Consider the following 13140-nt stretch of genomic DNA (forward strand, 5'->3'; position numbering starts at 1 on the left):
GCTCTCTGGGGGCCGAGAACGGGCCTGAAGCCCCCTGTGAGGGCTTTGTGAGGGGTTTGTGGGCCCGTCCGGGGGCCGTTCGGCCCGTCGGGGCCCCGGGGTCGGGCTCGGGGGCTGAGGGCGGCTTCGGGGACCGGGCCGGTGGGGCTACAGCGTGGGGCTACAGCGAGGCGATGACGCGGTCGGCGAGGACGTACACCTGCTCGTCCCCGCAGCCGAAGGTCAGCGCGTAGGCGCCGAGCACGCCGGAACTGCCCAGCAGCACCGGGGTGGGGCCTTCGAGCAGCGCGTCGGCCAGCCGCTCCGCCGTCTCGCGGTGGCCGGGGGTCATACAGACCGTGGTGCCGTCGGCGAAGACGTACACATCGAGGGTGCCCAGCGGGCCGGGGCGTACGTCGGCGAGCGGGATATGGGCGTCGGCCAGCGCGGTGAGCCGGGCGACGGTCCGGTCGTGGTCGGCGACGCCGGGGTGCGGCGAGAAGTCGGGGTGCGAGGGGTGGCGCCGGCGCGCGGCCGCCAGCTCGGCCGACTCCACGGCCTCGGCCGCGGGCTCCGCGTCCAGGCGCTCGGCGTCCAGGCGCTCCGTGCCCAGGCGCTCCGTGTCCAGGTCGAGGTCCACCTCGGTCTCCGTGCCGACCTCCGGCGCGGCCTCGGGCTGCCGGTCCGGCTCTCCGGCGGGGTCCAGGGTGTCGGGGCCGAGCGCGTCCAGGTCCAGCAGCGGCTCCACGCCGCCCGGGTCGGCCTGCCGGGGTACGTACGGGATGAGGTCCGTCTGGGGCTCCTCGCCGAGCCCTGCCAGCCTGCCGAGCAGCGGATGCGCGTCGGTGGCCGACGCGGTGTCCCGGGCCTCCTGTGCGGCCCAGAACGCCCGCGCCTCGGCCAGCTCGCGCTCCCGCTCCTCGGCGAGCGCGTCGGCGACGGCGGCGCGTATCTCGGCGGCGGGGGAGGCGGCGCGGGGCGCGGGGACCGCGACGGCGTCCGGCTCGCCCGCCCGGTCCGCCCCGCCGTCCCGGCAGGCGGTGGGAGTGTTCGCCGCGAGCTCGGCGCGCAGCTCGGCGATCTGTCGCCGTACGCCGCGGGCGGTGAGCAGGGCGGAGGTGCCCACGGCCGTGGCGGTGGCCGCGGCCAGGAGGGCGGCAAGAGTCATGGGGCTCACTGACTTAACTCCCGGTTCCGGTAGATCCCCCGAATTCCTACCTCAGCTTGGCCTGCGGTGCCGACCCGTGTCAGTGCATAACATCACCAAGTGGACGGAAATCGGGCTCGGCAGGTGCGGAGGATGCCCGGGATACCGCCGCTGAGCTGGGCTTACACCACTCCCCCAGGACGTTGGTCACATCCTGGGGGAGATTCGGTCACGACTCATCTGCTGGACTCAGCCGCTCCGCTCAGCTCAGGTTCAGCTCAATTCAGCCGCTCGTGCTCGTGGTCGCGCTTCGCTTCCGCCGCGGGCAGGTGCCGCCCTCGCGCGGCGGAGCCGCATATCGATAGGGGCCCTCGGGCGCCCCTGCCCTCCGCTCAGCTCAGCCGCTCCAGCACCATGGCCATGCCCTGGCCGCCGCCCACGCACATGGTCTCAAGACCGAACTGCTTGTCGTGGAACTGCAGGGAATTGATCAGCGTGCCGGTGATCCGGGCGCCCGTCATCCCGAAGGGGTGGCCCACGGCGATCGCGCCGCCGTTCACATTGAGCCGGTCCAGGTCGATGCCCAGGTCCCGGTAGGACGGGATGACCTGCGCGGCGAACGCCTCGTTGATCTCGACCAGGTCGATGTCGCCGATCGACATCCCGGCGCGGGCGAGCGCCTGCTTGGACGCTTCCACCGGCCCGTAGCCCATGATCTCCGGCGAGAGCCCCGAGACGCCGGTGGACACGATCCGCGCCAGCGGCGTCACGCCCAGCTCGCGCGCCTTGGTGTCCGACATGATCACCAGCGCCGCGGCGCCGTCGTTGAGCGGGCAGCAGTTGCCCGCGGTGACCAGCCCGTCGGGGCGGAAGACCGGCTTGAGGCCGCGTACGCCCTCCAGCGTGGTGCCCGCGCGCGGTCCGTCGTCCTTGCTGACGACGGTGCCGTCCGGGGTGGTCACAGGGGTGATCTCGCGCTCCCAGAAGCCGTTCTTGATGGCCTCCTCGGCGAGGTTCTGCGACCGTACGCCGAACTCGTCCATCTCCTCGCGAGTGATCCCCTTGAGCCGGGCCAGGTTCTCGGCGGTCTGGCCCATCGCGATGTACGCGTCGGGGATCAGGCCGTCTTCGCGCGGGTCGTGCCAGTCCGTGCCCTCCTGTTCGGCGCGCGCGGCGGTGCGGGCCTCGGCGTCCGCGAAGAGCGGGTTGTGGGTGTCCGGCAGCCCGTCCGAGGTGCCCTTCACCGAGCGGGAGACCATCTCGACGCCCGCCGAGATGAAGACGTCGCCCTCGCCCGCCTTGATCGCGTGCAGCGCCATCCGGGAGGTCTGGAGGGAGGAGGAGCAGTAGCGGGTGATGGTGCAGCCGGGGAGGTGGTCCATGCCCATCTGCACGGCCACGATCCGGCCCAGGTTGTGCCCCTGCTCACCGCCCGGCAGACCGCAGCCGAGCATGAGGTCGTCGATGTCGCGCGGGTCGAGCTCGGGGACCTTGGCGAGCGCCGCCTGGACGATCTCGGCGGTCAGGTCGTCCGGCCGCAGGTCCTTGAGGGAGCCCTTGAAGGCCCGGCCGATGGGGGAGCGGGCTGCAGAGACGATCACGGCTTCGGGCATCACGTGGCTCCAGGGGCGCGAGGGCTGGCGGGACTCTGAGGGAAGTTACCCGCACGTATCACGAGGGTCACGGCATCGGGGCTGTGATGCGGACCTCTTTTTCCAAGCGTATGCTCAGCGCCGTTTCGGGCCCTGGGCACCTGCACTGCCATGAGCGGCCTATCGGGCCGCCGGGGGCGGGCCCGTGGAGGACGGGGCCTCGGCCGCGCTCGGGGCCCCGGGCGCCCGCTCCCCCGAGGTGCGGCCGTCGCGGCGCAGCAGCCGCGCCCAGGGGCCGCGGGCCGCGGTGACCTCCGTGCCGCCCTCGGCCGCCGCCGCGGCCGCGGCCTTGGCCACCGGCAGGATGCCCACGTCACGGGTCTCCTCGGGCTCCTCGGGCCACAGGCCGAGCGCCCCGCACAGCGTCGGCAGCACGGCCATCGCGGCCGTGGCGTACCCCTCCGCCGAGGGGTGGTAGTTGTCAGGACCGAACAGCTCCCGCGGGTTGGCCGCGAACTCGGGCCCGAGCAGATCGCCCAGCGAGACCGTACGACCGCCCTGCTCGACCACCCCGATGGTCTGCGCGGCGGCCAGCTGGCGGCTGAGGCGGCGGGCGACCCAGCGCAGCGGCTGGTAGACGGGCTCGATGGTGCCGAGATCAGGGCAGGTGCCCACCACCACCTCACAGCCGCTGTCGCGCAGCCTGCGCACCGCCTCCGACAGCAGCCGTACGGACTGGGCGGGCGGCATGCGGTGGGTGACGTCATTGGCGCCGATCATGATCACGCAGATGTCGGGGCGGGCCGCCGGATCCTGGAGCACCAGCGTCACCTGGCGCTCCAGATCATTGGACTGGGCGCCGGGCTGGGCCACGTTGTGCAGGTCGACGGGGCGCTCGGCGACCGCCGCGAGCCCGGAGGCGAGCAGCGCGCCCGGGGTCTGGCTGGGCCGGTGCACGCCCTGCCCGGCGGCGGTGGAATCACCGAGGAAGGCCAGCCGCAGCGGCGGCCGGCCGGAGAGCAGGACGAAGTCGAAACCGTATCGGCCATCGGCACGCGGGGGCGGGTCCTCGGACCCGCCGACCACCCGCTTCGCGTGGGAGACCTCGGTGAGCAGCAGGACGGCGGCCACGCCGCCCAGCAGCCCGATGCCGCCGCCTCCGTATGCCGCCGCGGCGGCGATCCGCCGCGCGACCCTGGCTCTCGACATAGACATGGCTCCGGCCCACCTCCGTCCACGCGCCTTGCTCCTTTGTACCCTTTTTTGTACGACTTGCTAACCACTTGCCGCCCGGCTTGTTGCCGCGTTCGCGCCCGGGCGCGACGCGCCGGTCAAGCGGTCACGGTGCGCAATAAGCTGGGCAGCACGGGCCCGCGACAGCGGCCGCCCTGACCGCGGAGATCCCGCTGATATCGGACCTGGAGCAGGTGTGCAGTACTACGATTCGATGATTGAGCTGGTCGGCAACACCCCGCTGGTAAAGCTCAACAGCGTCACCGAGGGCATCCGGGCCACCGTTCTGGCCAAGGTCGAGTACTTCAACCCGGGCGGCTCGGTGAAGGACCGCATCGCCGTACGGATGATCGAGGCCGCCGAGCGCTCCGGCGCGCTGCAGCCGGGCGGCACGATCGTCGAGCCGACTTCCGGCAACACCGGTGTCGGGCTGGCCATGGTCGCCCAGCGCAAGGGCTACAAGTGCATCTTCGTCTGCCCCGACAAGGTGTCCACCGACAAGATCAATGTGCTGCGGGCGTACGGCGCCGAGGTCGTGGTCTGCCCGACGGCCGTGGACCCCGAGCACCCCGACTCGTACTACAACGTCTCGGACCGCCTGGTGCGCGAAACCCCGGGCGCCTGGAAGCCCGACCAGTACAGCAATCCCGACAACCCGCGCTCGCACTACGAGACGACCGGCCCCGAGCTGTGGGAGCAGACGGAGGGGAAGATCACCCACTTCGTCGCGGGCGTCGGCACCGGCGGCACGATCAGCGGCACCGGCCGCTACCTCAAGGAGGTCAGCGACGACCGGGTCCAGGTCATCGGCGCCGACCCCGAGGGCTCGGTGTACTCCGGCGGCAGCGGCCGCCCGTATCTGATCGAGGGCGTCGGCGAGGACTTCTGGCCGACGGCCTACGACCGGACCGTCGCCAACCGGATCGTCGCGGTCTCCGACAAGGACGCCTTCCAGATGACCCGGCGGCTCGCCCGCGAGGAGGGGCTGCTGGTCGGCGGATCGTGCGGGATGGCCGTGGTCGCGGCGCTGCGGGTGGCCGAAGAGCTCGGCCCCGACGATGTGGTGGTCGTGCTGCTCCCCGACAGTGGCCGCGGCTACCTTTCTAAAATTTTCAACGACGAGTGGATGGCGGACTACGGCTTCCTGGAGGAGGAGGGCCCGGCGGTGCGCGTCGGCGATGTCCTCCAGGGCAAGGAGGGCGGGCTGCCCTCGCTGGTCCATATGCACCCGGACGAGACGGTCGGTCAGGCGATCGAGGTGCTGCGGGAGTACGGCGTCTCGCAGATGCCCATCGTCAAGCCGGGCGCCGGGCACCCGGATGTGATGGCCGCCGAGGTCATCGGCTCCGTGGTGGAACGCGAGCTGCTGGACGCGCTGTTCGCGCAGCGCGCCGCGCTGACCGACCCGCTGGAGAAGCACATGAGCGCGCCGCTGCCGCACGTCGGCTCGGGCGAGCCGGTCGAGGACCTGATGGCGGTGCTGGGCGGGGCGGACGCGGCCATCGTGCTGGTGGAGGGGAAGCCGACCGGGGTGGTGAGCCGGCAGGACCTGCTGGCGTACCTGGCGAAGGGCCAGCGCTAGCCGCAGCTTCGGGGCGCAACTCCCGCTGTGGAAAAGGTCGTAGGCCCTTCCGGTAAGTGGTACGTGGGTGTCACGCGCTCGCAGCACGGGCTTAACACAGCTCCGGCAGATTAGCGGGTGTCGGAAAGGACGACACCGACACCCGAAAGCGGCGACAAGGACCTCCGGAGCGGCTCCCGGACCTCCATGGTCGCCCCGGACGTGGCAGCCAGGCCCTGACCCGGCCCGCGTCCCTCGCGGGGACCGCCGTCGTCCCGCCCTCGGTGCTCACACCGGGGTGCGGCGGTTCCCGCGACATATTCATCCCGTCGTTCACTCGGCTACTCGTCCCACTCGCTGTGCGACTTCTCGCGGCGCAGGCGGCGCAGCCAGGCGAACCCTCCGGACGCGTGCACCGCGTTGACCGCGACGATGCCGGCCCAGGTCACCACCAGCCCGGACAGTCCCGTATTGACCGCGGCGATCGCGGAGAGCGGGATGGCCAGCACGAGCGAGGTCGCGACGAAGGCGAAGCGCTCGCCGAACCCGATCCCGACACCGGCCCCCTGGCCGGGCCGGCCCGTCCCGTGGGGGCGGGTGCCGCGGGCGGCGGCCATCTGCTGCTCGGCCAGCTGCCGCCGCACATGGCGGTCCGCGGTGTCGTTGAACCGCTGCTCGACCTTCTCCATGAAGGAGTCGACCAGCTCCGTCTCGTACTCGGCCCCCAGCTCCTTGCGGGTCTGGAGGGTCGCGTCGAGTTCGCGCTTGAGATCGGCGTCCCGGCTGTCCATGCTCCGACGGTACGGTCTCAGGGACGTGTTGTCGGTGGGGCTAGCCCCCCGAAACGTGTGGGGGGACAGGTACCCGTACCTCCCGGCCCGCTGTGGAAGGAGCCAGTCCGTGTCCGCACCTCTGCTTACGTCCCTCGCCGAGCCGGGAGGCGAATCGGGAGGCGACCGCCCCGACGCGCTCACCGTGGGCGGCCGTGCCTGCTCCCGCGAGGAACTGCTCGGCGCCGCGGGCGCGGTCGCGGCCAGGATCGCCGGGGCGCCGGTCGTCGCCGTACGGGCGAGTCCGACGGCGGAGACGGTGACGGCCGTGGTGGGCGCGCTGCTCGCCGGGGTGCCCGTGGTGCCCGTACCGCCGGACTCGGGGCCCGCGGAACGGGACCACATCCTCCGGGACTCCAAGGCCGCGCTGCTGCTGACGGGTTCACCGACGGGTTCGCCGACGGAGGAGGACACCGGGCCCGCCGCCCCCGTCGAGACCGTCCCGGTGGACCTGGCCGAGCGCGCGGCGTGGAGCGGGCCGGAGCCGGACCCGGAGTCGACGGCGTTCGTCCTCTACACCTCCGGCACCACCGGCGCGCCCAAGGGCGCCCTGATCTCCCGGGGCGCGGTCGCCGCCGACCTGGACGCGCTGGCCGGGGCCTGGGCCTGGACGGCGGAGGACACGCTGGTCCACGGCCTGCCGCTGTTCCATGTGCACGGGCTGGTGCTCGGTGTGCTGGGCGCGCTGCGGGTGGGCAGCCGTCTGGTGCACACCGGCCGGCCGACCCCCGCGGCGTACGCGGCGGCGGGCGGCAGCCTGTACTTCGGCGTGCCGACGGTCTGGCACCGGGTCGTCCAGGACCCCGACGCGGCCCGCGCCCTGTCCGGCGCCCGGTTGTTGGTGTCCGGCAGCGCCCCGCTGCCCGCGCCCGTCTTCCGCGATCTGGAGCAGCTGACGGGGCACCGGCCCGTAGAGCGCTACGGCATGACCGAGACGCTGATCACCATCAGCACCCGCGCGGACGGCGAGCGCCGCCCCGGCTATGTCGGCACCCCGCTGTCGGGCATCCGTACCCGCGTGGCCGCCGAGGAGGGCGCGGAGATCGGCGAGTTGCAGCTCACCGGTCCGACCCTGTTCGACGGATACCTCAACCGCCCCGAGGCGACCGCGGGTTCCTACACCGAGGACGGCTGGTTCCGCACCGGCGATATCGCCGCCATCGAGCCGGACGGTTTCCACCGCATCGTCGGCCGGGCCTCCACCGACCTGATCAAGTCCGGTGGCTACCGCATCGGCGCGGGCGAGGTCGAGAACGCGCTGCTGGACCACCCGGCGGTGCGCGAGGCGGCGGTCGTGGGCGCCCCGCACGAGGACCTGGGCCAGCAGATCGTGGCGTATGTGGTCGCCGACGGGGTGAGCGAGGCGGAGCTCATCGACTTCGTGGCCGGACAGCTCTCCGTCCACAAGCGCCCCCGCAAGGTCCGCTTCCTGGAGGCGCTGCCGCGCAACGCCATGGGGAAGCCCCAGAAGAAGCTGCTGCCCCCGGCCTGATCCCGGCCTGAGGTACAGGGCTGGGCAGCGCGGTCCGGGTGGGGCCGCGCTGCCTTCGAGGCGGCGCTATCCCTTGGTGAGGCCGTTCCGCTTCGCCCAGTCCCCCGCCACGTCGTCCGGGTCCTTCTTCTCCACGTCGACCAGCTTGTTCAGCTTGGCCAGCTCCTGCGTGGTGAGCGCGCCGCCCAGCCGGGCCAGGGCCCTGCGGACCTTGGCGTCGGCCTTGGCGCTGCGGATGACGGGGACGATGTGCTGGGCGGGGATGAGCTGCTTGGGGTCGGCGAGCATGATCCAGCCGTTGGCCTGGATGTCGGGGTCGGTGCTGAAGAGGTTGGCGACGTCGACGTCGCCCTTCTTCAGGGCGCCCTTGACCAGCGGACCGGAGGCGTCCAGCGACTTGAACTCCTTGAAGGTGGTGCCGTAGACCTCCTTCAGGCCGACCAGGCCGACGACCCGCTTCTTGTCCTCCGCCGGGCCGCCGAAGACCAGCTTGCCGTCGAGCTTGTGGAGGTCGGCGAGGCTGCGCAGCCCGTGCTTGTCGGCCGTCTCCTTGGTGACGGCGAAGACGTCCTTGTCCTCGGCGGCGGCGTAGGGGAGGGCTTCCAGGGCGGTGGGGAGGGCGACGGCCAGGGCGTTCTGCAGATCGCCGGCCTCCGTCTGCTTCGCGGTGTCGTCGAAGTGCAGCAGCAGGTTGCCCTGGTATTCGGGGAGCAGGTCGATATCGCCCTGCTGGAGGGCGGGGATGACGATCTCGCGGGAGCCGAGGTTGGGGCGGACGCTCGCCTTGACGCCGGCGCCGCGCAGCGCCTCGGCGTAGAGGTAGCCGAGGATCTGGTTCTCGGTGAAGTTGGCGGTGCCGACGACCAGGCCGCCCGAGCTGCTGCCGCCGCCGGAGCCGCCACCGCCGGAGCCTCCGTCGAGCGAGGTGACGCCGCCGCAGGCGGCGAGGGTGGGGAGGGCCGCGGCGCCGAGGAGGCCGCCGAGCAGAGCCCTGCGGGTGGGGCGGGGAGTCCGGGAGGCCCGGGGGTCCAGGGAGGCCCGGGGGTTCAGGGAGGCCCGGGGGTTCAGGGAGGCCCGGGGGGTCAGGGAGGCCCGGGGGGTCATGGGGGTCATGCGGGACTACTCCTCAGTGCGAGTGGGCGTGCGAGGGCGCGGGGCGGTTGCGGAACAGCAGGCGCTGCACTCCGGCCAGCGCCAGGTCCAGGGCGATGGCCAGCACGGCGACCAGCACCGCCCCGCCCAGCACCTGCACCAGGTCGCGCTGGGCGAGCCCGTCGAAGACGTACCGGCCGAGCCCGCCGAAGCTGACGTACGCGGCGATGGTGGCGGTCGCCACCACCTGCACGGCGGCCAGCCGCAGCCCGGTCATGATCAGGGGGAGCGCGAGGGGGAGCTCGATCTGGAACAGGACCTGGTGGGCCCGCATGCCCTGGCCGCGCGCGGCGTCCTTGACCTCGGGGTCGACGGCGGCCATGCCCGCATAGGTGTTGGTGACGATGACCGGCACCGCGAGGGCGACCAGCGAGATGTACACCGGCCACATGCTCAGCCCGCTGGCCAGGAAGACCAGGGTGACCAGACCGACCGTCGGCAGCGCGCGCCCGAAGCCGGCGAGGTTGATGGCGAGGAAGGCGCCGCGGCCGGTGTGGCCGATGAGCAGGCCGACGGGGAGGGCGATGAGGGTGGCGACGAGGGTGGCCAGAAGCGAGTACTGGAGGTGTTCCAGGAGGCGGGTGGCGATGCCCTCGGGCCCGGACCACTGGGATCCGCTGGTGAGCCAGTGGACGAGGTTCTTCAGCAGCTCGATCATGTCAGGCACGCCTCCTCAGCCACGGGGTGCACAGCCACTGGACGGTCACCAGTACGGCGTCGGCGACCAGCGCGAGCAGCAGGGACAGGGCGACTCCGGCGACGACGGGGGTGGGGTAGTTGCGCTGGAAGCCGTCGGTGAAGAGCTGGCCGAGGCCGCCGTATCCGATGTAGCTGGCCACGCTGACCAGCGAGATCGCCATGACGGTGGCGACCCGGACGCCCGCCATGATCACCGGGAAGGCGAGCGGCAGCTCGACGGTGAGCAGGGTGCGCAGCGGGCGGGTGCCCATGGCCTTGGACGCCTCGCGGACCTTGGTGGGGACGCTGTCCAGGCCCTCGACGGTGTTCCGGAGCAGCACGACCAGCGTGTAGATGGTCAGGCCGGTGATCGCGGTGGTGCGGGTGAGGCCGGTGACCGGGAGCAGCAGCACGAAGATCGCGATGGACGGGATGGTGAACAGGACGTTGGACAGCCCCAGCAGCAGCCCCCGCAGCGGCCGTACCCGGTGCGCGATCACGGCCAGCGGCAGCGCGATCAGCAGCCCGAAGAGTACGGAGGGGATGGCGGTGGACAGATGGTCGACGGTGAGCCGGACGAGGTCGTCGCGGTGGTCGGGAAACCAGTCCCAGTCGATGGTCATGCCGTCACGCTCGCGTCGGCGTCCTGGGCGTCGGGGTCCTGGGGGTCCTGGGGGCCGGGGGTTTCCTGAGGCGCGGCCGTGGCGGCCGTGGCGGCCCGCGCGGCCGCGGCGTGGCGCCGCCCCGCGTGCTCATGGATCAGCTCGCGGTCGGTCACACCGGTCAGAACGCCGTCCGCGTCCACCCGGGCGACCAGCCCGGCCGGGGAGGCTATCGACTCGTCGAGGGCGGACAGCAGGGAGTCGCCGTCCCGCAGCGCGCGTACCGGCAGCAGCGGGGCCCGGTCGCCCTGCGGGCCCTCGGTGTCCCGCCAGCCCAGCGGCTCGCCGCGCTCGGAGGTCACCAGCAGCCAGCGCCCGCTGTCCTCGTGGGTCGGCGCGGGGCGCTGCGGTACGTCGGCGAGCGTGGAGAGCGAGAGCAGCTTGAGGCCGCGCTCGGCGCCGAGGAAGCCCGCGACGAAGTCGTCGGCGGGGTCCGCCAGCAGCTCGGCGGGCGGTGCGCACTGCACGAGGTGGCCGCCGGTGCGGAAGATCGCGATCCGGTCGCCGAGCCGCACCGCCTCGTCGATGTCGTGGGTGACGAAGACCACGGTCTTGCGCAGCTCGCTCTGCAGTCGCAACAGCTCGTTCTGGAGCTGCGTCCGTACGACCGGGTCGACCGCGCCGAACGGCTCGTCCATCAGCAGCACCGGCGGGTCGGCGGCCAGCGCGCGGGCGACGCCCACGCGCTGCTGCTGTCCTCCGGAGAGCTGATGCGGGTACCGCTTGCCGGCGTCGGCGGTCAGGCCCACCAGCTCCAGCAGTTCGGCGGCGCGCGCCCGCGCCTTGCGGCGGCCCCAGCCGAGCAGCAGCGGGACCGTGGCGATGTTGTCGAGCACCGTGCGGTGCGGGAACAGCCCGGCCTGCTGGATGACGTAGCCGATGCCGCGCCGCAGCTCGGCGGCGTCGGCCTTGCGTATGTCACGGCCGCCGACGCTGATCGTGCCGCTGCTCGGGTCGACCATCCGGTTGACCATCCGGAGGGTGGTGGTCTTACCGCAGCCGGAGGAGCCCACGAGGACGGTGATGTCGCCCTCGGGGAGTTCGAGATCGAGGTTGTCGACGGCAGTGGTGCCGTTCGGGTAGTGCTTGCTGACGTGCTTGAAGCTGATCATCCGCTTCCCCTTGCCCTGTCTGCATATAGTCATGCACAGTCATAGGCGAGTGAATAGAAGTCAAGAGTTTGGCGTTAATCAACGGTGACTTCTGCTCACAATGCGGGACGGAATGCATGTCTCCGTCCGATAAGGGTGCGGATGGAAGGGGCTCCTCTGGATGTTGTCTCAGATTCTGGACTCGGCGGGCACGGCGGGTGACGCCGCGCCGCGTATCGTGCTGGACGGGCGGACCCTGCGCGTGGTCGATGTCGTACGGCTCGCCGACCGTACGGGCCGCCCCGCGGCGCCCGATCCGGCCGCCCTCGCCCGCGCCGAGCACGCCTGGGAGACCGCGAGCCGGCTGGCCGCCGGCGGGCGCGTCTACGGCCGCAGCACCGGCGTCGGCGCCAACCGCACCGAGGACGTCGGGGCCGCCGATCAGGACCACGGCCTGCGCCTGCTGCGCAGCCACGCCGGGGCCATCGGCGCGCCGCTGCCCGCCCGCGAGGTCCGCGCCATGCTCGTCGTACGCGCCAACCAGCTCCTCGCGGGCGGCGCCGGGCTGCGCCCCGCCGTCGTCACCGCCCTCGTCGAGGCCCTGGCGCGCGGCGCCCACCCGGTCGTCAACGAACACGGCGCGGTCGGCACCGGCGACCTCGCCGCCCTCGCCCAGACCGGCCTCGCGCTCGTCGGCGAACACCCCTGGGACCTCACCGACGCCGCACCGGGCGGCGGCGCCCCCGCGCCCATCGAGCTCGACAGCAACGACGCCCTCGCCCTCATCAGCAGCAACGCCCTCACCCTCGGCCAGTCGGCGCTGGCCCTGGCCGAGCTGAGGCGACTGCTGGCCGCCTCGCTCACCGTCGCCGCGCTCTCGCTGATCGCGGTCGGCGGCTCACTGGAGGCATACGCCCAGCCCGTGCACGAGGCCCGGCCGCACCCCGGCTCCGTCGAGGCGGCCGCCCGGATGCGCGCCCTGCTCGGCGCCCCGGCCCGCCCGACGCCGCCGCTCGGCCGGATCCAGGACCCGTACGGCTTCCGCTGCCTGCCACAGATCCACGGCCCGGCGGCGGACGCGGCCGACGCGCTGGAGCGGGTGCTGACCGTCGAGTTCAACGCCGCCGCCGAGAACCCGCTGATCTGCCCCGACGACGAGGCCGCCTACCACCACGGCAACTTCTACGCCGCGCACACCGCCCTCGCCCTCGACCACTTCCGGCTCGCCGCCCTGCAGACCGCCCGGCTGTCCACCGCCCGGCTCGCCGCGCTCTCCGAACCGGAATTCACCCGGCTGCGCCCCTTCCTCGGCGACACCGCGCCCGCCAGCTCGGGCGTGATGATCCTGGAGTACGCGGCGGGGGCGGCCCTCGGCGAGATGCGGGCCGTCTCCCACCCGGCCTCCCTCGGCCACGCCGTGCTCTCGCGCGGCGTCGAGGAACAGGCCAGCTTCGCCTCGCTCGCCGCCCGGCAGACTCTGCGCGTGGTCGACAACTACCGGCAGGTGCTGGGCTGCGAACTGGTCGCGGCCGTACGGGCGCTGCGCCAGCGCGGTCTTGAACCGGACCCCGAGCTGCCGGTCGGCGCGGCCTACGCGTTGGCCGAGAAGGCGCTCGACCCGAGGATGGAGGACCGTCCGCTGACGCAGGATGTGGCGGTGGCCGCGGGCCTGTTGGACGGGCTGGCGGACATGAGCGGCATGAGCGCGGAAAGTTGAGCATCG

General features: G+C 72.7%; 11 protein-coding genes. 3 read left to right on the forward strand and 8 right to left on the reverse strand.

Features of this window, described 5'->3' with window-relative positions:
- Positions 1-160 precede the first annotated feature (160 nt).
- The 3 genes from ACH4U7_RS45365 to ACH4U7_RS45375 all read right to left on the reverse strand — a co-directional run bounded on the left by ACH4U7_RS45365 (position 161) and on the right by ACH4U7_RS45375 (position 3927).
- Positions 161-1147 carry a hypothetical protein gene (locus tag ACH4U7_RS45365; RefSeq protein ID WP_398533627.1) on the reverse strand — a complete coding sequence of 329 codons (987 nt, stop codon included), beginning with the start codon at positions 1145-1147 and terminating at the stop codon, positions 161-163.
- Between the two features lie 371 nt (positions 1148-1518).
- On the reverse strand, positions 1519-2739 hold the full coding sequence (locus ACH4U7_RS45370) for an acetyl-CoA C-acetyltransferase (protein WP_398533628.1): 1221 nt from the start codon (positions 2737-2739) through the stop codon (positions 1519-1521).
- A 159-nt stretch (positions 2740-2898) separates the two neighbouring features.
- On the reverse strand, positions 2899-3927 hold the full coding sequence (locus ACH4U7_RS45375; RefSeq protein WP_398533720.1) for an SGNH/GDSL hydrolase family protein: 1029 nt from the start codon (positions 3925-3927) through the stop codon (positions 2899-2901).
- Positions 3928-4147: 220 nt separating this feature from the next.
- Here ACH4U7_RS45375 and ACH4U7_RS45380 point away from each other — a divergent pair, with 220 nt between their 5' ends.
- A complete protein-coding gene (locus ACH4U7_RS45380) occupies positions 4148-5533 on the forward strand; it encodes a cystathionine beta-synthase (protein WP_398533629.1) in 1386 nt (461 codons plus the stop codon).
- 320 nt (positions 5534-5853) lie between these two features.
- On the opposite strand, the gene ACH4U7_RS45385 is transcribed toward ACH4U7_RS45380, so the two are convergent.
- Positions 5854-6303, reverse strand: coding sequence for a hypothetical protein (locus ACH4U7_RS45385; RefSeq protein ID WP_398533630.1), 450 nt, complete (start codon positions 6301-6303; stop codon positions 5854-5856).
- A gap of 109 nt (positions 6304-6412) precedes the next feature.
- Here ACH4U7_RS45385 and ACH4U7_RS45390 point away from each other — a divergent pair, with 109 nt between their 5' ends.
- Positions 6413-7834, forward strand: a complete 1422-nt coding sequence (locus ACH4U7_RS45390) for an acyl-CoA synthetase (RefSeq protein WP_398533631.1) — start codon at positions 6413-6415, stop codon at positions 7832-7834.
- Between the two features lie 66 nt (positions 7835-7900).
- Here the strand turns inward: ACH4U7_RS45390 and ACH4U7_RS45395 are convergent, their stop codons facing one another.
- Genes ACH4U7_RS45395 through ACH4U7_RS45410 form a run of 4 tightly spaced genes read right to left on the reverse strand, consistent with a single transcriptional unit; the run spans position 7901 to position 11438 of the window.
- Complete coding sequence (locus tag ACH4U7_RS45395) at positions 7901-8938, reverse strand: ABC transporter substrate-binding protein (protein ID WP_398533721.1); 1038 nt, start codon at positions 8936-8938, stop codon at positions 7901-7903.
- Positions 8939-8960: 22 nt separating this feature from the next.
- Complete coding sequence (locus ACH4U7_RS45400; RefSeq protein ID WP_398533632.1) at positions 8961-9644, reverse strand: ABC transporter permease; 684 nt, start codon at positions 9642-9644, stop codon at positions 8961-8963.
- A gap of 1 nt (position 9645) precedes the next feature.
- Entirely contained in the window at positions 9646-10287 is a 642-nt protein-coding gene (locus ACH4U7_RS45405; RefSeq protein ID WP_398533633.1) for an ABC transporter permease, read from the reverse strand.
- The gene (locus ACH4U7_RS45410) at positions 10284-11438 is read right to left on the reverse strand and encodes an ABC transporter ATP-binding protein (protein WP_398533634.1); all 1155 of its coding nucleotides are present in this window, start codon (positions 11436-11438) and stop codon (positions 10284-10286) included. Before ACH4U7_RS45410 ends, ACH4U7_RS45405 begins: the two co-directional genes overlap by 4 nt.
- Positions 11439-11598: 160 nt before the next feature.
- Between ACH4U7_RS45410 and ACH4U7_RS45415 the strand changes: the two genes are divergently transcribed.
- Positions 11599-13134 (forward strand): aromatic amino acid ammonia-lyase, encoded by a 1536-nt coding sequence (locus ACH4U7_RS45415; protein ID WP_398533635.1) that lies wholly within the window; start codon positions 11599-11601, stop codon positions 13132-13134.
- Positions 13135-13140: the final 6 nt, after the last annotated feature.

Origin of the sequence: Streptomyces sp. NPDC020845 (assembly GCF_044334165.1) — a bacterium.
Classification (GTDB): Bacteria; Actinomycetota; Actinomycetes; order Streptomycetales; family Streptomycetaceae; genus Streptomyces.